The sequence below is a fragment of the Jannaschia donghaensis genome, from assembly GCF_001403795.1.
In the GTDB taxonomy this organism is placed as follows: domain Bacteria; phylum Pseudomonadota; class Alphaproteobacteria; order Rhodobacterales; family Rhodobacteraceae; genus Jannaschia; species Jannaschia donghaensis.
On record NZ_CXSU01000005.1, the window covers coordinates 485239 to 507475 of the forward strand.

Annotated in this window: 28 protein-coding genes; 15 read left to right on the plus strand and 13 right to left on the minus strand. The window is 66.0% G+C overall.

The window, feature by feature from the left end; genetic code table 11:
- Positions 1-41: 41 nt before the first annotated feature.
- Complete coding sequence (gcvA, locus tag JDO7802_RS03015; protein ID WP_055082436.1) at positions 42-986, minus strand: transcriptional regulator GcvA; 945 nt, start codon at positions 984-986, stop codon at positions 42-44.
- 112 nt (positions 987-1098) lie between these two features.
- On the opposite strand from gcvA, the gene JDO7802_RS18160 reads away from it, so the two are divergent.
- A complete protein-coding gene (locus JDO7802_RS18160) occupies positions 1099-1239 on the plus strand; it encodes a hypothetical protein (RefSeq protein ID WP_187298083.1) in 141 nt (46 codons plus the stop codon).
- Positions 1240-1336: 97 nt separating this feature from the next.
- On the opposite strand, the gene phbB is transcribed toward JDO7802_RS18160, so the two are convergent.
- From phbB to JDO7802_RS03035, 4 genes are all read right to left on the minus strand, one after another.
- Positions 1337-2062: an acetoacetyl-CoA reductase gene (phbB, locus tag JDO7802_RS03020; protein WP_055082439.1), complete on the minus strand. Its 726-nt coding sequence runs from the start codon at positions 2060-2062 to the stop codon at positions 1337-1339.
- A gap of 22 nt (positions 2063-2084) precedes the next feature.
- The gene (locus JDO7802_RS03025; protein ID WP_055082441.1) at positions 2085-2930 is read right to left on the minus strand and encodes a patatin-like phospholipase family protein; all 846 of its coding nucleotides are present in this window, start codon (positions 2928-2930) and stop codon (positions 2085-2087) included.
- Between the two features lie 39 nt (positions 2931-2969).
- Positions 2970-4145, minus strand: a complete 1176-nt coding sequence (locus JDO7802_RS03030; protein WP_055082443.1) for an acetyl-CoA C-acetyltransferase — start codon at positions 4143-4145, stop codon at positions 2970-2972.
- 191 nt (positions 4146-4336) lie between these two features.
- Positions 4337-5167, minus strand: a complete 831-nt coding sequence (locus tag JDO7802_RS03035; protein ID WP_055082445.1) for an EAL domain-containing protein — start codon at positions 5165-5167, stop codon at positions 4337-4339.
- A 139-nt stretch (positions 5168-5306) separates the two neighbouring features.
- Here JDO7802_RS03035 and JDO7802_RS03040 point away from each other — a divergent pair, with 139 nt between their 5' ends.
- On the plus strand, positions 5307-5885 hold the full coding sequence (locus JDO7802_RS03040; protein ID WP_055082446.1) for a DNA-3-methyladenine glycosylase I: 579 nt from the start codon (positions 5307-5309) through the stop codon (positions 5883-5885).
- Here JDO7802_RS03040 and JDO7802_RS03045 read toward each other — a convergent pair.
- Positions 5882-6334, minus strand: coding sequence for an Lrp/AsnC family transcriptional regulator (locus JDO7802_RS03045; RefSeq protein WP_055082448.1), 453 nt, complete (start codon positions 6332-6334; stop codon positions 5882-5884). The genes JDO7802_RS03040 and JDO7802_RS03045 overlap by 4 nt on opposite strands.
- Before the next feature lie 72 nt (positions 6335-6406).
- Here JDO7802_RS03045 and JDO7802_RS03050 point away from each other — a divergent pair, with 72 nt between their 5' ends.
- Positions 6407-7003 (plus strand): LysE family translocator, encoded by a 597-nt coding sequence (locus tag JDO7802_RS03050; protein ID WP_055083006.1) that lies wholly within the window; start codon positions 6407-6409, stop codon positions 7001-7003.
- Positions 7004-7039: 36 nt separating this feature from the next.
- Here JDO7802_RS03050 and JDO7802_RS03055 read toward each other — a convergent pair whose 3' ends face one another.
- Complete coding sequence (locus tag JDO7802_RS03055) at positions 7040-7324, minus strand: DUF6476 family protein (protein ID WP_055082450.1); 285 nt, start codon at positions 7322-7324, stop codon at positions 7040-7042.
- On the opposite strand from JDO7802_RS03055, the gene JDO7802_RS03060 reads away from it, so the two are divergent.
- The 5 genes from JDO7802_RS03060 to JDO7802_RS03080 all read left to right on the plus strand — a co-directional run bounded on the left by JDO7802_RS03060 (position 7323) and on the right by JDO7802_RS03080 (position 10483).
- Positions 7323-8339 (plus strand): RluA family pseudouridine synthase, encoded by a 1017-nt coding sequence (locus tag JDO7802_RS03060; protein ID WP_055082452.1) that lies wholly within the window; start codon positions 7323-7325, stop codon positions 8337-8339. The genes JDO7802_RS03055 and JDO7802_RS03060 overlap by 2 nt on opposite strands.
- Before the next feature lie 220 nt (positions 8340-8559).
- The gene (rpoH, locus tag JDO7802_RS03065; RefSeq protein WP_055082455.1) at positions 8560-9456 is read left to right on the plus strand and encodes an RNA polymerase sigma factor RpoH; all 897 of its coding nucleotides are present in this window, start codon (positions 8560-8562) and stop codon (positions 9454-9456) included.
- A gap of 136 nt (positions 9457-9592) precedes the next feature.
- The gene (locus JDO7802_RS03070; protein WP_055082457.1) at positions 9593-9961 is read left to right on the plus strand and encodes a DUF1428 domain-containing protein; all 369 of its coding nucleotides are present in this window, start codon (positions 9593-9595) and stop codon (positions 9959-9961) included.
- A 3-nt stretch (positions 9962-9964) separates the two neighbouring features.
- Positions 9965-10234 carry a DksA/TraR family C4-type zinc finger protein gene (locus JDO7802_RS03075; protein ID WP_055082459.1) on the plus strand — a complete coding sequence of 90 codons (270 nt, stop codon included), beginning with the start codon at positions 9965-9967 and terminating at the stop codon, positions 10232-10234.
- Between the two features lie 54 nt (positions 10235-10288).
- Positions 10289-10483, plus strand: a complete 195-nt coding sequence (locus tag JDO7802_RS03080) for a hypothetical protein (RefSeq protein ID WP_055082461.1) — start codon at positions 10289-10291, stop codon at positions 10481-10483.
- On the opposite strand, the gene JDO7802_RS03085 is transcribed toward JDO7802_RS03080, so the two are convergent.
- Positions 10480-11403, minus strand: a complete 924-nt coding sequence (locus JDO7802_RS03085) for a LysR family transcriptional regulator (RefSeq protein WP_055082463.1) — start codon at positions 11401-11403, stop codon at positions 10480-10482. The genes JDO7802_RS03080 and JDO7802_RS03085 overlap by 4 nt on opposite strands.
- Positions 11404-11568: 165 nt before the next feature.
- On the opposite strand from JDO7802_RS03085, the gene JDO7802_RS03090 reads away from it, so the two are divergent.
- Entirely contained in the window at positions 11569-11760 is a 192-nt protein-coding gene (locus tag JDO7802_RS03090; protein ID WP_055082465.1) for a hypothetical protein, read from the plus strand.
- Between the two features lie 80 nt (positions 11761-11840).
- Here JDO7802_RS03090 and JDO7802_RS03095 read toward each other — a convergent pair whose 3' ends face one another.
- Positions 11841-12509 carry a 50S ribosomal protein L25/general stress protein Ctc gene (locus JDO7802_RS03095; protein WP_055082467.1) on the minus strand — a complete coding sequence of 223 codons (669 nt, stop codon included), beginning with the start codon at positions 12507-12509 and terminating at the stop codon, positions 11841-11843.
- A 164-nt stretch (positions 12510-12673) separates the two neighbouring features.
- On the opposite strand from JDO7802_RS03095, the gene sseA reads away from it, so the two are divergent.
- The 6 genes from sseA (at position 12674) to JDO7802_RS03125 (ending at position 19081) form a co-directional block, all read left to right on the plus strand.
- The gene (gene sseA, locus JDO7802_RS03100) at positions 12674-13549 is read left to right on the plus strand and encodes a 3-mercaptopyruvate sulfurtransferase (protein WP_055082469.1); all 876 of its coding nucleotides are present in this window, start codon (positions 12674-12676) and stop codon (positions 13547-13549) included.
- Positions 13550-13553: 4 nt separating this feature from the next.
- Positions 13554-14738 (plus strand): amino acid aminotransferase, encoded by a 1185-nt coding sequence (locus JDO7802_RS03105; protein ID WP_055082471.1) that lies wholly within the window; start codon positions 13554-13556, stop codon positions 14736-14738.
- 22 nt (positions 14739-14760) lie between these two features.
- Entirely contained in the window at positions 14761-15183 is a 423-nt protein-coding gene (locus tag JDO7802_RS03110) for a VOC family protein (RefSeq protein ID WP_055083008.1), read from the plus strand.
- A complete protein-coding gene (locus tag JDO7802_RS03115) occupies positions 15176-15910 on the plus strand; it encodes a TSUP family transporter (RefSeq protein ID WP_245624093.1) in 735 nt (244 codons plus the stop codon). Before JDO7802_RS03110 ends, JDO7802_RS03115 begins: the two co-directional genes overlap by 8 nt.
- 136 nt (positions 15911-16046) lie before the next feature.
- Positions 16047-17684, plus strand: coding sequence for a thiamine pyrophosphate-binding protein (locus tag JDO7802_RS03120; RefSeq protein WP_055082473.1), 1638 nt, complete (start codon positions 16047-16049; stop codon positions 17682-17684).
- Entirely contained in the window at positions 17681-19081 is a 1401-nt protein-coding gene (locus JDO7802_RS03125) for a pyridoxal phosphate-dependent decarboxylase family protein (protein ID WP_083480986.1), read from the plus strand. Before JDO7802_RS03120 ends, JDO7802_RS03125 begins: the two co-directional genes overlap by 4 nt.
- Positions 19082-19179: 98 nt before the next feature.
- Here JDO7802_RS03125 and JDO7802_RS18165 read toward each other — a convergent pair whose 3' ends face one another.
- The 4 genes from JDO7802_RS18165 to lgt form a co-directional block, all read right to left on the minus strand.
- Positions 19180-19323 carry a hypothetical protein gene (locus JDO7802_RS18165; protein ID WP_187298084.1) on the minus strand — a complete coding sequence of 48 codons (144 nt, stop codon included), beginning with the start codon at positions 19321-19323 and terminating at the stop codon, positions 19180-19182.
- Between the two features lie 129 nt (positions 19324-19452).
- Complete coding sequence (pgeF, locus tag JDO7802_RS03130) at positions 19453-20217, minus strand: peptidoglycan editing factor PgeF (protein ID WP_055082475.1); 765 nt, start codon at positions 20215-20217, stop codon at positions 19453-19455.
- Positions 20214-21275 carry a class I SAM-dependent methyltransferase gene (locus JDO7802_RS03135; RefSeq protein ID WP_055082477.1) on the minus strand — a complete coding sequence of 354 codons (1062 nt, stop codon included), beginning with the start codon at positions 21273-21275 and terminating at the stop codon, positions 20214-20216. Before JDO7802_RS03135 ends, pgeF begins: the two co-directional genes overlap by 4 nt.
- Positions 21272-22165, minus strand: coding sequence for a prolipoprotein diacylglyceryl transferase (lgt, locus tag JDO7802_RS03140; protein WP_055082479.1), 894 nt, complete (start codon positions 22163-22165; stop codon positions 21272-21274). The genes JDO7802_RS03135 and lgt overlap by 4 nt, the downstream gene beginning before the upstream one ends.
- Positions 22166-22237 lie beyond the last annotated feature (72 nt).

The following is a 22237-nucleotide window of genomic DNA, read 5'->3' on the forward strand; positions in this document are numbered from 1 at the left end:
CCCCGGCGACGGGCCTTTTTTCTAGGGTCGTCCCGCAGGCGTCAGCCACCCGCAAGGACCATCCGGCGTCCGTCGCGCTGCCCCTCCATCCGCCCCGCCTCCCGACCTAACCAATCGAGGAAGGCCCGCGTGCCGGGCCGCGTTTCCGCCCCCTTGGGACACAGCACCCGGAAGTTCGCGCGAGGGATCAGCGCCGTGTCGAAAGGTGCCACGAGATTGCCCTGCCGCAGCGCCGCTTCGCCCAGCGAAATGCGGCCCAGCACCACGCCGGCCCCCGATTGGGCGGCGTCGATGGCATGGTCAGCCTGACTGAAATGGGTGCCGTGCAGATCCGGCGTGGCAAGTCCGTGCGCGTCGAACCAATCGGCCCAGCTGACGGAATTTTTAAGAAACTTCATCGAATCGTCGAAGATGATCGTCGCCTCCAACAGGCTTTCGATCGTCTGGTATTTCTGTGCGAGGTCGGGGTGCATCATCGGCGTCACCCACTCCTCGATCGTCAGGGCGCGGTGCAGGTCAGGCGGGTCGTCCTGATCGCTGGGACCGAAGCGTATGGCGATGTCGATGTCATCGGTCGCGAAATCCAGCATCCGAAGCGTCGCGGCAAAGCGCAATTCGATCTCCGGGTGGTTGCCGGCGAAATCGAACAGGCGCGGGGCCAGCCACTTGGCGGTGAAGGCCGGTCCGGCGGTGATCGTCAGAATGCCGGAGTCGAGCACCCGTTTGGCAGCGCGCCATCCCGCCGTCAGCGTTTGAAATCCTTCGCTGGCCTGCGGAGACAGGGCAAGACCCGCCTCGGTCAGTTCCACACGACGGTTCAAGCGGCGAAAAAGGGGCGCGCCCAGGTGTTCCTCCAGGCTCTTGATCTGGAACGACAGCGCGGCGGGTGTCACGTTCAATTCTCCCGCCGCGGCCTGAAACGACAGATGGCGGGCAGCGGCCTCGAAGGCGCGCAGGGCGGTCAGCGGGGGAAGGCGATCGGACATATCACTTAAGTAATACTTATCCGAAACCATGGGAAGTCTAGTTTGTAAGGTTGTCCGGCCATCTCTATCTCTTGATCAACAGCAACACAGTTGATCCGAAGGAATATCCGCCATGTTCGAGACGCATACCTCCACCACCTATGACGAAGCTTTCGCCCGTGCCCGCAAAGAGCGTGCCGAAGCCTTCCGCGCGATGTTCGCTTTCTTTCGCCTGCCGAAGGTCTTGCCGGGTCGGCGGTCCGCCGCAGCCTGACCGCAGCAGACGAAAGCCGAAGGCCCGACGTTTGCGAACGCCGGGCCTTTTGCATGCCGACGGGACTGATCGTGCGCCCCGGTTCAAATCGTCTGCGTCAGGTCATGTACTGACCGCCGTTCGCCGAAATGGTCGAACCGGTCACGAAGCCCGCATCGTCGGACGTGAGGAACGCGACGGCCCGCGCGATTTCAGATGCGTCGCCCAGTCGACCGACCGGAATTTGCGGCAAGATGACCTCGTTCATCACCTTTTCGGGAATCGTGCTCATCATTTCGGTGTTGATGTAGCCAGGGGCGACGACGTTGACGGTGATGCCCGCACGCGCACCCTCCTGCGCCAAAGCCTTGGTGAAGCCGATGTCACCGGCCTTGGTCGCGGCATAGTTCGCCTGCGCGAACTGACCCTTCTGGCCGTTGATGGACGAAATGGTGACGATGCGCCCGAATTTCCGCTCTCGCATGCCGCCCCAGACGTTGTGCGTCATGTTGAAGACGCCGTTCAGATTGGTGTCGATGCACTCGTGCCACTGCTGCGGGGTCATCTTGTGAAACGGCGCGTCGCGCGTGATACCGGCATTGTTCACCAGGATGTCCACCGGGCCAAGGTCCGCCTCGATCTGAGCGACGCCCTCCTTGCAGGCGTCGTAATCGGCGACGTTCCATTTGTAGGTTTTGATGCCGGTTTCGTCGGTGAAGGCGCGGGCCTTTTCGTCGTTGCCGGCATAGGTCGCCGCGACTTGGCACCCCTGCTCTTTGAGGGCCTGCGCGATGGCCGCGCCGATACCCCGTGATCCGCCGGTAACGATTGCTGTGCGAGTCATGATGTTTCCTCCTCTATGACGTTCACGTTATTTTGTTCCGCCAGTGACGTCCATCGTCGCGGCCTTGATCCCAAGCCGATTGCGGCAGTGTCGGATCGGTGAAATCGAGCTTTCGCCCGGGCAGAACATCATCGGAAGGTTGCACGAAAACGATGCGGCCCCCGTCGTCATCGGGCAGGACCTTGAAGCGTTTGGTCAGCAGCACCAGGGTCCGTCCCTCGTCCGGGTCGGGCATCGGCGCCTTGTCGACCATGCCGCCGTCGTACACCGGCTCCCCGTTCCAATCGTCGGGACGGAAGGCGGGGGGCACCGTCGCGGCCATGCGTACAAGGTCGTGCAAGGTGCCATCGCGGGCGGCCTGTCGTCCGTCGATCAAGCGTTGCTCCATCCCCGTCAGGCTAGCGAGGCGGGGGCGCGGGGTCGGTGCGAGAAATTGTTCCACTTGATAGATCGTGCCCCCGACAAGGGCGCGCAGAGTCGGCGCGTCGCAGTTTCCGGGGGTCGAGAGGCTAATCTGGAAAGCGGGGCCGTCGGCGATCCGCGCGGTGGCACTGTCGTCAAGAACGTCCTCGACGATCGACGCATAGACCCGCTGATGTGCACTGCGCCCGGCATCGTCGTCTGCGTCGTCGAGCGAGAAATTGGCCTCTTCGGTGGTCAGCGCCTTCTCGAACCTGTCCCTCAGGGCGATTTCGCGTCCGGCAATCCATACGGCGGCGGAAAGGGCCCCGCCCGAACTTCCGGTGACGCGCTTGGGGCGAAGGCGATGGTCGGCTTCGACGACCTCCATGAAGCCGCCGTGCCAGAAACAGCGCAATCCGCCGCCGGAAAAGACCAACTGGTCATAGGAAAGTTCGGTCGAGGTCATGGAGTGGAAACGGGCCGGGGCCCGCTTCCGTTCCGATGGTCAGTCACGCTCGACGCACAGGGCGACGCCCATGCCGCCACCGATGCACAAAGTGGCAAGGCCCTTCTTGGCATCGCGACGCTTCATTTCGAAGAGCAGCGTATTGAGCACGCGGCAGCCCGACGCCCCGATGGGGTGACCGATGGCGATGGCACCGCCGTTCACGTTCACGATTTCCGGGTCCCAGCCCATATCCTTGTTCACGGCGCAGGCCTGCGCGGCGAAGGCTTCGTTCGCTTCGATCAGATCAAGATCCTCGACCTTCCAGCCGGCGTTCTCCAGCGCCTTGCGCGAGGCATAGATCGGGCCGACGCCCATGATCGTCGGGTCCAGACCGGCGGTCGCATAGCTGACGATACGGGCCAACGGCTCGATCCCGCGCTTGGCGGCGTCGTCGGCAGACATCAGCAGCGTGGCGGCCGCCCCGTCGTTCAGGCCGGACGCGTTGGCGGCGGTCACGGTGCCGTCTTTGGTGAAAGCGGGGCGCAGCTTGCCCATCGCGTCCATCGTGGCCCCGTGGCGAATGTATTCGTCTTGGTCGACGATGGTGTCGCCCTTGCGGCCCTTGACGGTGAAGGCCGCGATTTCGTCGGCGAAGCGGCCGGCCTTCTGTGCGGCCTCCGCCTTGTTCTGGCTGGCGACGGCGAATTCATCCTGCATGTCGCGGCTGATCTGCCATTTCTCGGCGACGTTCTCGGCGGTCTGGCCCATGTGGTAGTTGTTGAACGCATCCCACAATCCGTCGGTGATCATGGTGTCGACCAGTTTCATGTCGCCCATCTTCTGACCCTGGCGGATGGCCTGGGCATGCATGGACATCGACATGCTTTCCTGGCCGCCGGCGACGATGATCTGGCTGTCGCCCAGCATGATGTGCTGCGCGCCCAGCGCCACGGCGCGCAGGCCCGATCCGCAGACCTGATTGATGCCCCAGGCGGCGGATTCCTGCGGCAAACCCGCGTTGATGTGCGCCTGGCGCGCGGGGTTCTGTCCTTGGCCGGCGGTCAACACCTGACCCAGGATCGTTTCGGAGACATCGGTCTTGTCCACGCCGGCGCGGGCCACGACTTCTTCGATCACGGCAGCGCCAAGAGCGTGGGCGGGCGTGTTGGCGAAGGCTCCGAGGAAAGAGCCGACCGGCGTCCGGGCGGCAGAGGCGATCACGACGTTGGTCATGGGCAGGCATCCTTTTTCATGCGGCGAGGGGCGGGACGGCGTGCCCCGGCGGGATACCCCGTCGCGTTATGCCCCTTGCCCTAGCGTGCGGCGCGCGCGGGATCAAACGATGTTCGGTGCGGCCCCGTGGGGACGGACCGCGCCGCGGTGCCCTGCTATGTGTCCGTCTGCGTGGGTTCAGTCGCCCTGCGTCAGCCGATCGCCTTCCGGCGCGCCTCCGCATCACGCAGCCACCCGGGTCGCAATTCGGGCGCGCCGTAGTAGTACCCCTGCAGGCAATCAATGCCCGCCTGCGTCAGAAATTCCGCCTCGGCCTTCGTCTCGACGGCTTCGGCGACGGTGAACATGTCGAATTGCTGTCCGACGCTGATGAGCGCGTTGAGGATGCACTGATTGTCGGGGTCGGTGTCGCATTGGCGCACGAAGCTGCCGTCGATCTTGAGAATGTCGAAGTAGAATTCCTTGAGGTAGCGGAAACTGGTCTGACCGGCCCCGAAATCGTCGAGCGCGAAGGTGATCCCGCGATCCTGAAGGTCGGTCATGAAGGTCTTGACCAGTTCGGGCACCTGCATGGCGGAGCGTTCCGTAATCTCGAGGATCAGACGTTCGCCGACCGTGGCATCGGCCAGCAGGCCCTTTTGCAAGGTCTGCATCCAGCGCCGGTACCCGATGGAGCGGGCGGACATGTTGACCGACAGCCGCAGCGCCGGCGTCTGGGCAAGGGCGGCAAGCCCCAGACGCAGGGCGGCGCAGTCGATTTCCCGGCCCAGTTCGGCGGTTTCGACCACGTCGATGAACTGTACGGCCGGGATGATGCGCCCGGTTTCGTCGCGCAGCCGGATCAGACCTTCGTGGAAAGCGATGGTCCCGCCGATGGTTCCGATGACGGGTTGATAGGCCAGCAGAACGCGATCCTGGGCAAGGGCGTCCCGCGCCATGTCGAGCACACCGCGGTCGCGGGCATCGGCCGCGTCGGCGATCAGGTCGCCGTCTGTCACGTGGTCCAGGGATCGATCGGACATGGCTCCCCCTTCGTTTCAGGCAAAGGGATGCCACGTCGGGTTGAACGCTTCGTTAAATCCGCTCTACTGCCGTCACCGGAGCCGGCGAAAAACACTGCGAATTTTTGCTATTCCGGTCCCGCAAGCAGGAGGCGGAGCGATGGAGAGATGCGGCTGGGTTGGCGACGACCCCCTTTATGTCGCCTATCACGACACGGAATGGGGCGTGCCGCAACGCGATCCACGCGCCCTGTGGGAACAATTGATGCTGGAGGGATTCCAGGCGGGCCTGAGCTGGATCACGATTCTGCGCAAACGCGAGAATTTCCGCACGGCCTTTGCAAATTTCGATCCGGAGATCATTGCCCGGTGGGGCGCGCCGGAGGTGCAGCGCCTGCTTGGCGATGCGGGGATCATTCGCCATCGGGGCAAGATCGAAGCGACGATCGGCAATGCGCGCGCCTTTCTAGACATGCGGGACGGGCCGGGGTTCGATGCCTTCATCTGGGACCGTGTCGATGGCACGCCGCAGCACAACCGGCCCGCAACGCTGGCCGACGTGCCCGCGCAGACCCCGCTGTCGGTGGGGCTGTCCAAGGATCTCAAGAAAGCAGGGTTCAGGTTCTGCGGGCCGACGACGGTCTATGCCTTCCTACAGGCCGCGGGGGTGGTGAACGACCATGTGGTGACGTGTCACCGACACGATGCGGTCGCGCAAATGTCGGGGCCGGGGGGCTAGGCCCGTTCGTCCTTGGGGCTGTCCATGACGACATAGGTTGTCAGCCGTGCGACCTGCGGCAGGACGCCCAGAACCTCTGTGTGGAAATGCTTGTAGGCGATCAGGTCGCGCGCCTCGATCCGCAGCAGGTATTCGACGGCCCCGGTGATGTTATGGCATTCGCGCACCTCGGGCGCTTCGGCGATGGCCCGCTCGAACCCTTCCTGCCCCGCCTTGGTGTGATCGTTGAGGCCCACGGCGATATAGGCGGTGAAGCCTATGCCGGCCCGCTCCGGGTCGATAACGGCGCGGTAGCCCTTGATAAGGCCGCTTGCCTCCATCGCCTGCACCCGGCGCAGCGTTGCCGAAGGCGAAAGGCCGACCGTCTCGGACAGAGCCTGATTGGTAATCCGGCCGTCGCCGCTCAGCGCGCGCAAGATACGGTCGTCAATATCATCGATTCTGCTCATAGACTGCAAAATCTGCACGGATGCAGCGATGTTTGCAAGGACATGCACAGCAATACGACGGATGATGCGAGCATGACATACGATCTGTTCCTCGGCCTGGTTGCCTTTGCTTTCGTCTCTTCGATCACGCCAGGGCCGAACAATCTGATGATAATGGCCTCGGGGGCGAACTTCGGGGTTGGGCGGTCGGTGCCCCATGCGCTGGGCATCTCGCTCGGTTTTGGCGTGATGATCGTGCTGGTCGGCCTTGGCCTGGCGCAGGTGTTCGACCGGTTTCCTGCGGCAAAGACGGCGCTGGCGATCCTGTCGGTGATCTATCTTCTCTGGCTGGCGTGGAAGATCGCGAATGCGGCCCCGCCCAAGGCCGCCACGGCCGAGGGCACGCCGATGACCTTCCTGCAGGCGGCGGCGTTCCAGTGGGTCAACCCCAAGGCCTGGACGATGGCACTGACGGCGGTGACGCTCTACACCGCTGGCGGGCCCTTGGCGGTCGTGCCGGTGGCGGCGATCTTCACGGTCGTGAACCTGCCATCGATCTCTTGCTGGTTGGTGCTGGGGGTGCAGATGCGCCGGTTCCTGACGTCGCCCGCGCGCCTGCGGGCGTTCAATTGGACGATGGCGGGCCTTCTCGTCTTGTCGCTGGTGCCGTCGGTCGCGCCGCTGTTGTAGGTGAGGCGACCGAATACTCGTAAAACGGAGACGTCTTCAATCGAGGGGGATGTCGCGGCGGAAGGTGCCGTCGGGCGCGAAGATCAGCACGCGGTCGTCGGTCGTCGTCGCGATCCAGTAGGATGGGGCCTGCGTGACGGCGACGATGCTGGTGCCGTTCGGAACCTGAAGTCGATCGGGCAGGGTGACGGCCGCACCCGGCAGACGCGTGACAAGCAGGACGACGACGGTTATCAGCCCGACGATCATCACCCCCGTCAGCATCGTGACCAGCGTCTTCAGAAACCGCAGGTCCGGGGGCAATCCGGGGTTTTCGTCCATGTCCGACACAAAAGTCACCTTCATGATCGCGGTCGATCCGCCCGCGCGTCTGGATAAGGCAATCGCGCGCGACGTGCCAGCGGAGGCGCATTTAAGCAGATCCCGCATGGCCAAACTGCTGGAAGAAGGGCGCGTGACGGTCGATGGGCGCGTGGCATCGGCCCGCGACAAGGTCGAATGGGGCGCGCAGATCGAAGTGCGCGTGCCCGTGACCGACGACCCCGAGACACGGGCCGAGGATATCCCGCTGACCATCGTGCACGAAGACGCGGACCTTATCGTCATCGACAAACCGGCCGGCATGGTCGTTCATCCCGCCCCCGGATCGCCCGGCGGGACGCTGGTGAACGCGCTGCTGCATCACTTCGGTGGGAACCTGTCGGGCGTGGGCGGGGCCAAACGGCCCGGCATCGTTCACCGCATCGACAAGGAGACGAGCGGTCTATTGGTCGTCGCGAAATCCGATGCGGCCCACCACGGGCTGGCCGCACAGTTCGAAGCGCATAGTGTCGAGCGTCGGTACCTGGCCGTCGTCCACGGCGTGCCGTCAGCGGGCGATCCGCGCCTGCGCGGGACGCGGGGGATCAACTGGGAACAGGCCGATATCCTGAAGATCACGACACGCCTGGGCCGGCACCGCACCGACCGCCAGAAGCAGGCGGTGTTCTGGGACAGCGGGCGTCACGCAGTCACACGGGCCCGCACGATCGAGCCGTTCGGGACGGCGGCCCTGATCGAATGCTGGCTGGAAACGGGGCGGACCCACCAGATCCGGGTGCATATGGCGCATGCGGGTCACGGCCTGATCGGGGACCCGACCTATGGCGGCGCGCGGCGCTTGCCCAAGGATCATCCGGGCGCGGCGGTCGTCGCGGCCTTCGGGCGGCAGGCGCTCCATGCGGAAACCTTGGGTTTTGTGCATCCCGTGACGGCGGCGCAAATGCGCTTCAACTCCGCCGTGCCCGACGACATGGCGGGGCTGCTTGCGGCGTTGCGGGTCAAGCGCCCCTCCTGATCGGAACGATTTGCGGGGGGCCGCGTTTTATGTGCGAATAAGCAGGGCTGACCGGCCGTTTCGGCCCTGTCCCTGCGTTTTCACAGTGGGTAGTTCTGTCTTTCCGACGGAGGATCATGGGTATGACAGACCCGTGACCCCCCACATCTTGAAGTTTCCGCCGGGGCACACCACCTCTGACGCAAGGGGTGTTAAGCCCATTAACATGAGGGAGACCGACATGGCCGCCACATACGCCAATCTTCCGGCACCGAACCCCGAAGCGGGTCTGAACCGCTATCTGCAGGAAATCCGCAAGTTCCCGATGCTGGAGCCGGAACAGGAATACATGCTCGCCAAGCGGTGGGTTGAAGAGGGTGACACAGATTCCGCGCACCAGATGGTCACGTCGCACCTGCGCTTGGCCGCCAAGATCGCCATGGGATATCGCGGTTATGGCCTGCCGCAGGCCGAAGTCATCTCCGAGGCGAACGTGGGCCTGATGCAGGCCGTCAAGAAGTTCGACCCCGAAAAGGGCTTCCGCCTTGCCACCTATGCGATGTGGTGGATCCGCGCCGCAATTCAGGAATACGTCCTGCGGTCGTGGTCGATGGTCAAGCTGGGCACCACCAGCGCGCAAAAGAAGCTGTTCTTCAACCTGCGCAAGGCCAAGAACCGCATCGGCGCGTTGGAAGAAGGCGATCTGCGGCCCGAGAATGTCGCCCGCATCGCCAAAGACCTTGGCGTGACCGAAACCGAGGTGACGTCTATGAACCGGCGCATGTCGGGCGGCGACGCGTCGCTGAACGTGCAGGTCGGATCGGATGGCGAAGGCACGACGCAGTGGCAGGACTGGCTGGCCGACGATTCGGCGGATCAAGCCAGCGACTACGCCGAAAAGGACGAGTTCGACACGCGTATCGACATGATGACCGAGGCCATGGATGTCCTCAACGACCGCGAAAAGGACATCCTGACCCAGCGCCGCCTGTCCGAGGAGACGGTGACGCTGGAAGACCTGTCGACCAAGTACGAGGTCAGCCGCGAACGAATTCGCCAGATCGAGGTGCGCGCGTTCGAGAAACTGTCCAAGCGCGTGAAGGAACTTGCGCGCGAAAAGGGCATGGTTTCGGCCTGATCCGGTTTCGATCCGGATGGGTTCCCGACCCCGGATCATTCGCACCACGACAAGGGTCCGCACCGGCAAGATGCGGACCTTTTTCGTTTTCGCGCGCGTTCATGGTAAGATCTGATTACGCCGACAGGAGGTCGAGATGTCGTATTACGCCGGTTTCGTGGCCGCGGTTCCCACCGATCACAAGGCCGATTTCATAACCCATTCCAAGCAGGCGTGGCAAACCATCTTCAAGCCGCTGGGCGCGCTGGCACAGGTGGAAACCTGGGGCGACGACGTGCCTGACGGCACGGTCACATCGTTCCCGATGGCTGTGAAGGCGCGCCCTGGAGAGACCGTCGTCTTCAGCTGGATCGAATGGCCCGACAAGGCGACGCATGATGCCGCGAACGCCCAAATGATGTCGCCCGAGTTCGCCGCCGAGATGGACGGAATGGCCGACATGCCCTTCGATGGAAAGCGCATGATCTTCGGCGGGTTCGCCCCGGTCGTCGAAATGCGGGTCTGACCGGTGGCGGGTGGTTGGGCCAAGGACGGGGCCGTGTCCGAACAGATCGAAGCGTCGATCAACGACGAATTGGCGCGGCTCAAGGCCCGCAAGGTGCCGGTGGGCCAGAGCTTGACGCATTGCGCCGACTGCGAGGAGCCGATCCCGGACGCGCGGCGCGCGGCGTTGCCGGGCGTCAAGCTGTGCATCGACTGCGCGGGCCAGCGGGACACGCGGAATGCGCCGCGTGGGGGCATCAATCGCCGCGGCAGCAAGGATTCACAGCTTAAGTAACGGGACTGCGCGGGCCGGCCGGTGGTATGGCTCCATTAAATCGGAGCCGGGCCGATGTTCACAGACCTGTCCACACCGATCCTCCTTCTGATTTTCGCGGTGGCCGATAGTATCGTTCTTGTGGTTTCGATCAAGCGTGCAGGTCTGATCCGACGGGACCGTCAGGGGCCCGCGGGCATCGGCTTCCAAAGTGTCACGCTGTCGGTGGTCTATGTCGGGGCGCTGTGCCTTCAGGACATGACCAACTAAGGGTCGCCCAGGGTTTCGACCTCGTGACCCGTCAACCGTTCCAATTCGTGCATGATATCGCCCTGTGCGTCCTCCGCATCGGTGGCAACGGCTGCCAGCGTGTCACGCGCGACTTCGGCGATGTCCGGTGTCAGGTCGTCGCGGAAAACCGCCCAGATCGGATAGGGGAAGGTGGGTGCGCCGGGGACCAGATGCAGACGACCGGCGTCCAGATGGGGCTGGGCCGCGCGGGCGGGCAGATAAGCGGCGGCGTGACGGTTGACGATGTAATGCGCACCCAACGCGCCCAACGACAGATTGACCCCGCTGTCGGCCAGACCGGGCAGATCCGTGGCGTGGGCGCGCGTAAATTCCGCGCCCCAATCCATGAAGACGTAATGCGGTGCGACGGCGTCCATGCCATCGGCAGGGAACGAGGAGGTGAGGATCAGCTCATCGTCCATTACCGGCGCCACCGTCAGGCCGGGCCGCGATTGCGGCATGTAGGTGAGGGTCGCCTGCACGACTCCTTCGATCAGGAACCGCGTCAGGCGGTCGGGCATTCCCACTTCGGCGCGCAACGCCAGCGTCGGGCGGGCCCGTTGCAGCGCATCCATCCAACGGAATCCCAGGCGCGGCCAGAGGGAGTATTGCGCCCCGATGGTGAGCGATTGCGCATATCCGCGGGGGACAGCGACCTGTTGGCGGGCTTCCTCCCACAGTTTGACGAGGCTGGTGGCATAGGGCGCGAACGCACGGCCCGACGGTGTCAAGGCGACCCCGGCCTTGGACCGCGTGAACAGGGTCTGGCCCAACTGATCCTCCAAACGCTGCACGCGCAGGCTGACGGCGGATTGGGTGACGAACAAACGGGCGGAGGCGGCGACGAAGCTGCCGGTGTCGGACACGGCAAGGAACGTGCGGATGAGAGCGATATCCATGAAAGATGTATGAGCAGAAATGCGATGAACTGCAATTCTTATTCGTTTTTCTTTTGTATGAGGCATTGGCATAAGGGGGCATCGGAAGGCAGTGCCCTTCCACGGCCGGGACGGCGCGTCGCCCCTTCCACCGCCGCAATCGCCGACGCAAAACGGAGTTCTGCCATGACCTTCACTCGTATCGCCTTCGTCGCCGCCCTGATCGCCGGCCTGTCCGCCTGTTCCGCCGAACGTGTGGTCGACCGCACCGTCGACACCACGTTGTTTGCTGGAAAGACCGTCGTCAAGACGGGCGTCGGGGCCGGCAAATTGGTCGTGCGCGGGACCGGTGCCGCGATCGGCTACGGCGACGAATGATCGCTCGGACCTGAATGAGAAACGGGCGCGGTGGTTTCCCACCGCGCCCGTCTGACGTTCATGATATGGGGTGGGCGGCGTCAGGTGCCGTCCGCCTCCTCGCCCATTACGGTGTCGGCGTTCTGATTGATGACCTCGGTTTCGGTCACTTCATCCTCATCGTCGTCTTCCGCCAGCAGCGCGGCCGGGGCCTGCATGTTGGCCAGGACGAAGTCGCGGTCGATGGTCGGCTTCGACCCTTCGGGCAGCGTGACGTCCGAGATGTGGACGGTGTCGCCGATTTCCATGCCCGAGCAGTCGACCGTAATCGCATCGGGAATGTCACCGGCGGTCACGCGCAGCTCCACTTCCGGGCGCACGACGGTCAGCACGCCACCGGCCTTGTCGCCGGGGGGTCCTTCAACGCCTTCGAAGACGACCGGAAGGAACAGGTTGACCTTGGACGTGCGGCGCAGGCGCATCAGGTCCAGGTGGGTCGGCAGGTCCTTGACGACATCACGCTGGACGTCGCGGGCGATGACGCGGACGTCGTCGTGACCCTCAACCTTCAGGTTCCAGAGCGTCGCGCGAAAGCGGCCGGCCTTGAGCTTCTTGAGAAGCTCGTTGAAGGGGATCTGAATGGCGATGGGATCTTCCCCGCCGCCATAAACCACGCCTGGGACCATGCCGTCCCGACGTGCCTGGCGAGCGGCCCCCTTGCCTGTCCCCGCGCGTGCATGTGCCACGAGATCCGGAATCTCTTTAGCCATGATGTTTCTCCATATGATAAAAGGGGCGGCCTCCAAGGGTGTCCGCCCGGTCGAAGACCGCCGTTTAGGGGGCGTGCGCGTGCAAGGCAAGCCCCCGCGCGTTGCACCCCGCCCGCAAGCGGCGTAAGCCGCGCGGGACGTTTCCCCCGTGTTTCGAGGCCCCGATGTCCAATCCCGCAACAGACAACACCCGCGACGATCCCGCCACGCTGGTCTCGACCCGCTGGCTGGCGCAGCGGTTGACGTCGCCCGACCTGCGGATCATCGACGTCTCGTGGTATTTGCCGGATGCGGACCGCGACGCGCGGGCCGAATACGAGGCCGCGCATATCCCCGGCGCGCGTTTCGTTCCGTTGGAAGAGGTCAGCGACGGGCGCAGCGCGCTGCCGCACATGGCCCCGCCCGCGCCGAAGTTCATGTCCCGGATGCGCCGCATGGGCGTCGGCGACGGACATACGGTCGTGATCTATGACGGGGCCGACGGCGGCGTCTTCTCGGCCGCCCGGCTTTGGTGGCTGTTTCGGCTGTTCGGTCAGCGGGCGGCGGTGCTGGACGGCGGTTTGTCGAAATGGCGGGCCGAGGGCCGGCCTGTGACATCGGAGCCGCCGACGATCCGCGATCGGCACATGACGGTCACCCGTCAGCCCGCACTGATGCGCGACGTGACGGACGTCGCGCAGGCCGCCAAGCTGGGCACCGCGCAGATCGTCGACGCCCGCAGCGCGCCGCGGTTCCGGGGCGACGCGCCCGAACCGCGTGAGGGACTGCGGGCCGGTCACATCCCCGGATCGAAGAACCTGCCGATCGCCAAGTTGTTCCGGCCCGACGGCAGCATGAAGGACGGGGCCGATCTGGCGCGGGCCTTCATCGCGGCTGGCATCGACTTGGACCGGCCCGTCATCACCACCTGCGGATCCGGCGTTACGGCGGCGGTCCTGAACCTTGGCCTGGCGCGGCTGGGCCACGACGACCATTCGCTCTATGACGGCAGCTGGGCCGAATGGGGCATGTATCCGGACCTGAAGATCGAGAGAGGCTGACACGATGCTAAGCGCCCTGACCCCGCAGGCCCCCGACAAGATCCTGGCGCTGATGGCGGCCTTCCGCGAAGACCCCCGCGAGGCCAAGATCGACCTGGGCGTCGGCGTCTATAAGGATGCGACCGGCCTGACCCCGGTGATGCGCGCCGTGAAGACGGCGGAGCGGCAGTTGGTCGAGGCGCAGGACACCAAGGTCTATACCGGGTTGGCCGGCGATCCGGTCTTTGCCGACGCGCTGTCCCGTCTTGTGTTGGGCGACGCGTGGCCCGCGGATCGGCTGGCCTGCGTGGCGACGCCGGGCGGCACCAGCGCGATCCGGCAGGGATTGGAGCTGATCCGCATGGCGGCACCCGACGCGGCGCTGTGGTTGTCGATGCCGACCTGGCCGAACCACCCTGCGATCGCGAACTATCTGGGCGTGCCCGTGCGCGAATACCGATATTTCGACGCAGAAACCGGGGGCGTCGATTTCGCCGCCATGATGGACGATCTGGGCCGCGCGGCCACGGGCGACGTGGTGATGCTGCACGGCTGCTGCCACAACCCGACCGGTGCCAACCTGACGCTGGACCAGTGGGATGCGGTGGCCGACCTGATCGTCGAAAGGGATCTGCTTCCGTTCGTCGACATCGCGTACCAGGGCTTCGGGGATGGACTGGACGCCGATGCCGCCGGGTTGCGCGCGCTTGTGTCCAAGGTGCCCGAGGCGCTGATCGCCGCCAGTTGTTCCAAGAATTTCGGCATCTACCGCGAACGGACGGGTTTGTTGATGGCGATCGCCCCGTCGGCGAAGCGTCGTCAGGTGACGCAGGGCGCGATGGCGGCGCTCAACCGGCTGAACTTCTCCTTCCCGCCCGATCACGGGGCGCGCGTGGTCCAGATGATCCTGACCGACGATACGCTGCGCGCCGATTGGGCCGCGGAGTTGGAGGACGTACGCAAGGGGATGCTGTCCCTGCGCGAGGCATTGGCGACCGCCCTGCGGGCGCGGACGGGATCGGACCGCTTCGGTTTTCTGGCGGCCCATCGCGGTATGTTCTCTCTGCTGGGGGCCACGCCCGAGCAGGTAGAGGTCATGCGACGCGATCACGGCGTCTACATGGTCGGGGACAGTCGAATGAACATCGCCGGGCTGAATGCGGCGACCGTGCCGATACTGGCCGATGCCATCGTCGCGGCCGGGGTCTGACCGGGCGGCGGGCCGGTCCGTCGTGGACAGTCGTGATGCGAAAGACGGTCGGCCACGGCTGACGGGTCTGGACCACCTTGTCCTGACAGTTGCCGACCCCGAGGCGACGGCGACGTTCTATGCCCATGTGTTGGGGACGGGGCGCGAAACCTTTCGCCCTGCCGACGGGTCGACGCGGCTGGCGCTGACGTTCGGGGATCAGAAGATCAACCTGCACCGCGCCGGGGCGGAGTGGGAGCCGAAGGCGGCGCATCCCGGTCCCGGTACGGCGGATCTGTGTTTTCTGACCGACGTGCCGCTGGCGATCTGGCAGGCGCATCTGGCCGCGCAAGGCGTCGCGGTCGAGGAGGGGCCGGTCGCACGCACCGGCGCGACCGGGCCGATCACGTCGATCTACCTGCGCGACCCGGACGGAAACCTGATCGAAGTCTCGATCCGTGATTGAACTTTTGCCGTCCCCCGGTGTCTGGGCGGCGTGCCTGATCGCGGTGGTAGTCGGGACGGCGGTGCAGCGCTTGGCGGGACAGGGGTTCGGGATGGTCGCGGCCCCGATGCTGGCGCTTCTGGCCCCTGATTATCTGCCCGGCACGGTGCTTCTGGTGGGGCTTTGCGTCGGGGCCGGGTCGTTTCTGTCGGATCGCAGCGCGGTCGTTCTGCGCGATCTGCCGCCGGGGTTTGCGGGCCGCGCGCTGGGGGCGGGCATCGCGGCCTGGATCGCGGCGCGGGTCGTCGGCACCGCGGCTCTGCCGCTGGTGACGGGCCTGCTGGTGTGGCTTGCGGTCGGGCTGACGCTGCTGGGCCTGCGCCTGCCCCTGACCGGGCCCACGCTGTTCGCGGCGGGGACGGTCGCGGGCGTGATGGGCACCCTGACGGGGATCGGCGCGCCGCCCATGGCCATCGTCTATTCAGATGTGGAGGCGCGACGGTCAGCGGCGACCCAGAACGTATTCTTCGCGTTCGGGATGGCGGTGTCGATCACGGCCCTTCTGGTGGCGGGCGTGATCGGCCTTCGACATCTGGCCTTCGCGGCGGTGCTGGCCCCGGCGGTTCCTGTCACGCTGTGGGCGGTGCGGCCGTTCGCGGCGCGCGTTGCCAAGCGGTCGATCCGGCCCTGGGCGCTGGGCCTTGCGGGCACGGCGGCGGGCGTCCTGATCGTTCGCAGCCTGATCTGAGCCATCGCCCGGGTCCGGGGGGTGTCGACTGCCACAGGATGCCGCCTTCGGCCCGGCGGGGCCCGGGGGCGGTGGACATTCGCAGGTCTTTCCGTTTCGACTGCCCGCAAGACTGCGTTCCGGAGAGGTGAGCACGATGCGACATGGTGGCCGGATCCTGGCGGATCAACTTCGCATCCAGGGTGTCGAGCGTGTCTTCTCGGTTCCCGGCGAGAGTTTTCTTGCTGCACTCGATGGGTTGCACGACGCGGGCATCCGCAACGTCGTCTGCCGGCAGGAGGGCGGCGCCGCGATGATGGCCGAAGCGACGGCCAAGCTGACTGGCACGCCGGGGGTCGTCTTCGTCACGCGCGGTCCGGGGGCCACGAACGCCAGCGCGGGACTGCACATCGCGATGCAGGATTCGACGCCGGTGGTGTGTTTCGTCGGCCAGATCGCGCGCGGCCACCGCGATCGGGAGGCCTTTCAGGAAGTGGATTACCGAGCTTTGTTCGGCGGGCTGGTGAAATGGGTGGCTGAGGTCGATGCGACCGACCGCCTGCCCGAATACATCGCCCGCGCGTTTTCCGTGGCGCAATCGGGCCGACCGGGGCCGGTGGTGCTGGCATTGCCCGAAGATATGCTGTCGGACGTCGCCGACGTGCCGGATCGGGCGGCAGTCGTGGTGCCGGTGCCTGCGGTGCCCGATCTGGACGCGGTGGTGGGGCGGCTGCGCGAGGCGGAGCGCCCCCTGATCGTCGTCGGCGGGTCGCAGTGGTCGCCGGCGGCGTCGGACGCGCTGAAGACATGGGCGGAGCGTCATGGTCTGCCGGTGGCGGTGGCGTTTCGGCGGCAGGACCGGATCGACAACGCCTCGCCCAGCTATGTCGGCGACCTGAACGTCGGACCGAACCCTAAACTGATGGCGCGGCTGAAAGCGGCGGACCTGATCGTGGCGCTGGGCACCCGGCTCGGCGACATCGCCACCGGCGGATACGACGTGCTGGACCCGGTGCGGGACGCGCCGAATGTGATACATGTCCATCCCGACGCGGACGAGTTGAACCGCGTCTGGAGCGCGTCGCTGCCCATCGTGGGGCGGGCCCCGGATGTGGTGGTGGCACTCGCGGCGGACGACACCGCCCTGCCGGGCTGGCACGAGGGGACGGCACAGGCGCGGGCGGAGTACGAGGCGTGGCTTGCGCCCAAGCAGACGCCCGGCGCTGTGAAGATGGAGCAAGTCATCGCCCATCTGGACGCGGTATTGCCCCACGATGCGATCCTGACGAATGGGGCAGGCAACTATGCCGCGTTCCTGCATCGATACTACCGCTGGCGGCAGTATGGCACGCAACTGGCCCCGACCTCCGGTTCTATGGGCTATGGATTTCCAGCCGCCATCGCGGCGTCGATCCATCGACCCGACGTGCCGGTGATCTGCCTGGCCGGCGACGGGTGTTTCCAGATGACCTGCAACGAGGCGTCGACGGCGGTGCAGCACGGCGCGACACCCGTCGTGATCGTCGCCAACAACGGACGCTACGGGACCATCCGCATGCATCAGGAGCGGCATTACCCCGGCCGCGTGTCGGGCACCGACCTGGTCAATCCCGACTTCGCCGCCTTCGCGCGGGCCTATGGCGGGCAGGGCTGGACGGTAGAGACGCAGGACGACTTCGCCCCCGCGCTGGAGGCGGCCCTGGCCTGCGGCACCTTGGCGATCATCGAATTGAAATTGGACCCCGACATGCTGACGCCAGGCGCGTCGTTGTCGGACATGGAGGCGGCGCGATGACCGAAGGACACCGTATTGACCCCGTCGATTGGGATGCCTTCGAGGCCGATCTGCATGACATCACACACCGCTGCGTCGAGCGGCTGCGCGCCGCCCGCGATACGCCGTGGATCGCCCCGCCCGCCGACATGGCCGACCGGGTCAAGATAACCGGAGCGGGTCAGGCGACCGGCCCGCTGTTCGACAGAGTATTCACGGATATCGTGCCCCATGCGACCGGCAACACGCATCCGCGGTTCTATGGCTGGGTCCACGGTACCGGGACCGCGACGGGCGTGGCCGCCGAAATGGTCGCCGCGACGATGAACGCCAATATGGGCGGGCGCGATCAGGGCGGGGCTTACGTCGAGCGTGCGGTGATCGACTGGCTGCACGGGGTCGCGGGTTGGCCCGACGGGTCGGGGTTGATGACGTCTGGCACGTCGCAGGCAACGATCCTTGCCCTGTCCTGCGCGCGGATGCGGGCCTTTCCGCAGGTACGGGCCAAAGGATTAGCGGGATTGCCCGAGATGCGGGTGTATATCGCCAAGGGCGGGCACAGCTGCGTCAAGAAGGCGTTGGAGGTCATGGGCCACGGGGCCGACGCGACCCATCAGGTCGCGGCCCCGAACGGGGTGATGGATGTCGAGGCGCTGCGCGCAGCCATCGCGCAGGACCGCGCCGCCGGGCTGCACCCGCTTGTGGTGGTCGGCACGGTCGGGTCGGTGAACCTGGGCACCTACGATGATCTGAACGCGGTGGCCGACGTGGCGCGCGACGAAGATCTGTGGCTGCATTGCGATGCGGCCTTCGGTTTCTGGTCGCGGCTGGCCGACGCGCCTTGGCGCGATCTGTCGGCGGGGATCGAACAGGCGGATTCCGTGGCGATGGATTTCCACAAATGGATGGCCGTGCCCTATGCCGCCGGGGCCGTCCTGATCCGGGACGAGGATCTGCACCTCAAGACGTTCCGTGAACGGCCCGAATATCTGGCGGCGGGCGGCGCGGGGCTGGCGGGCGGCGCGTGGTGGGCGACGGACTATGGGTTGGAGCTGTCGCGCGGGTTCACCGCGCTCAAGGTCTGGGCCACCGTCGAAGGGATCGGCACCAAAGCCCTGGGCGCGCAGATTACCGACAACTGCAAGCAGGCCGCCTATATGGGCGAGTTGGCGGAGGCATCCGATGTTCTGGACCTGGCCGCGCCGGTGGTGTCGAACCTTTGTGTGATCCGGCCCGCGCGTGGCAAGGCCACGGATCTTGCGGCCAGACTTCAGATCGACGGCGATGCGGTGTTTTCGACCACGATGGTGGAGGGGGTAAGCTGCCTGCGTGCCGCGATCGTCAATCACCGCACGACACGCGCCGATGTGGTCGCATCGGTTGCCGCGCTGGGAGCTGCGGTGCGGGCGGTGGATTAGTCCGAACGCGGCCCGGTTGGCAGAGAGGGCCGCGTTCGGGTTCGGTCGCGGGAGGAGGCACACTCGACACCCCCGACCAATCACAATGGTGTTCGGGATCAGGCCTGTCGGGCGGCCGTCTGCTGCGCCGGTACCTGTTCGGGCAGAACCAGGGGCGCGGGACGACGGCGCGTCCAGGGCATCTGCACATCCGCATCGCGGGCGGCTTCGATGGTGCGATCCATCCAGGTCTGACGGGACATGACGTCCTCCGGCATATCGTTGCGTTGGAACCGGTATGCGGGGGACACGGGGCGGACGTTGGACCGCGCCTTGGTCTTTCGGCGGCGGGATTGTGTCAGAAATTGGGGTGCGGCGTTCGGTGCCCGGCCTCAGAGTCGGATCGCCGCGATCAGCCGTCCATAATCCGCCTCGCCCGCGTGGGTCGTGCGGCGGAAGGAATAGAAGCGGCCCGGGTCGAGATAGGTGCAATGCCCCGTCCATTCGGCCTGCGCACCCGTCCGGCGGATCCGCCAGAGACCGTAGCCGGGCAGATCGAACATGTAGCGGTCGGCCTCTCCGTTGGAAAAGAAGCGACTCGCTTCGGGGTCGTCATTCAGGAAGGGCTCCGGAAAATCGACCCCGACTTCGTAGGATGCCTGACTGATCGACGGGCCGATGGCCGCGCGGATGTTTTTCGGGTCCGCACCCAACCCCTGCATCGCTTCGATCGTAGCCTCCAACACACCGCCAAGCGCGCCTTTCCAGCCCGCGTGCGCGGCGCCGATCACCCCCGCGTCTGGGTCGCTGAACAGCACGGGCTGACAATCCGCCGTCAGGATCGTCAGGACCTGCCCCGCCACATTTGTCACGAGTGCATCGGCTCGGCGCGGGTTGCCGTCGGGGTCGGTCACATCGCTGAGCGGGCCGTCGATGACGACCACATCGGCCGAATGGACCTGGTGCACGCCGTGCAGCGGGCCGCCCATCGCCTCGGCCACGCGGGCCCGGTTGAGTTCCACCGCCTCGGTCTGGTCCGACGATCCCAGGCCGCAGTTCAGCCCTTCGAATATGCCCGACGACGCGCCGCCCTTGCGGGTGAAGAACCCGTGGTGGACCGGTCCAAGCAAGTCCGAGGTCAGCGCTTCCAATGTCATCCGTCGAATCCCGGTGGCAGGTCTGCCCCCGTCGGGACGAGGGCCATCGCCTTGAAAAGGTCGCCCATCTCGCCGGGGTGGGTCAAGCGGCGATGCGCGGCGATATGCGCGGCGAGCGTCGGTCCAGTCAGGTTGCGGGCCAGGGCCTGTGCGCGCGCGGTGATGCCCAGACGCTCCAGCAGGATACCCTGCGGCGTCATCGCGCTGTGGCGGGCGGGGTGTGCGGCCGCGGCGATGGCCTCGAAATCGACATGCGCGGTCAGGTCGGCCTGACCGGGGTTTGCCAGCGGATCTTCGGGCGCGTGGTCGCGCAGCGCCTGCAGGGTATCGCCCCGGCTGCGCCAGTGGCCATAGTCGACGAAGATCGCCGTGCCGCCACCAGACAGCCGCGCGGCGACCGATGCGATCACCCCGGCCAAGGCGGGACAGCGCTCGACCAGCGTGCCGTCGGGCACATCATGGTGCGCCAGCTCAGGCACCGGCATCGGCGGCGACAGGGCAAAGGTCAGCGCGCCGTCCCGGTCCGACACCAGCCGTTCGCGCCAGCCGCCCCCGTCGCGCACAAGCTGCCGGATCGGCAGCGCGTCGAGGAATTCGTTCGCCAGCAAAAACAGCGGCACATCGTCGGGCAGGGTGTCGACGGTGTCGTGCCACGTGACCGCGCGGGGGGCGAGGGTCCGGGCCTGCGCAGTGCGCAACGGAGCGGAGGCTTCGACCAGATGCACCTGTGCCGCCGCGTCGAAGCCCGGCACCGCGCGGCCCGCCCGCAGGACGTCGGCCATCAACGTACCGCGCCCGGGGCCAAGTTCGGCCAGTGCAAAGCGGAGCGCGCAGCCCTGATCGACCCAGGATTGAGCCAGGCACAGGCCCAGCATCTCTCCGAACATCTGACTGATTTCCGGTGCGGTGGTGAAATCACCCGCCGTCCCCAGCGGATCGCGGGTGGAATAATAGCCCAGCGTCGGATGCAGCAGGCAATCGGCCATGTAGTCAGCCACGGTCAGCGGCCCCGCCGCACGGATGCGGCCCAGCAGATGATCGCGCAGCGTTGCCGTCACGTGCGCCGGAAACGCAGGGCGATGGCCAGCACCACAAGCCCGGCTGCGACCATCGGCAGCGACAGAAGCTGTCCCATGGTCAAGCCGAACTCCGGCCCGCCGACGACATGGCCCAGCGGATTGTCGGGCGTGATGTACTGCGCGTCGGCCTGGCGGAAGTATTCGACGAAGGTCCGCGCGGCCCCGTAGCCGATCAGAAACAGGCCGAAGACCAGACCGGGCGTCTTGAGCCCCCCGCGCAGTGCCACGATCCAGAGCACGACGAGCAGGATCAGACCTTCGAGGATCGCCTCGTAGAGTTGGCTCGGGTGACGGGCGCAGACCTCGCCCACGTTGGCGCAGGCCTGCGCGGCCCCGCCGGGAAACACGACGGCCCAGGGCGCGTCGGATGGGCGGCCCCACAACTCGGCGTTGATGAAGTTCGCAACGCGGCCCAGGCCCAGGCCCAGGGGCGTGCACAGGGCCGCGATATCGACGATGGCAGGTACCGATATGCCCTTGCGCCAGGCATAGATCGCAACGGCCAGCCCCGTGCCGATCGCGCCGCCATGAAACGACATGCCGCCGCCGCGCAGGTTCAGGATCTGGATTGGATCGCCCAGGATGATTTCGGGCTGATAGAACAGGACATAGCCGATGCGCCCGCCCAGAACGATGCCCAGAACGACCCAGGTCATCACATCCTCGACCTGCGCACGGGTCATGGGGGCCGTTCCGCCGGGCCACAAACGCGGGTGCGACACCAGCCACCGGCCCATCGCCCAGCCGCCCAGGATGCCGACGATATAGGCCATGGCGTACCATTTGACCGCAAAGCCGATCACCGGGATCGTGAACATGTCCGGCGACACATCGGGAAAGGGCAGCACGAGGGGGAGGGTGGCAATCATGGCGATGCAATGCCCGCCCCCCGCGACAAGATCAATCCTTGAGGACCGGGACCCGCGCCCCCATATGTCTGC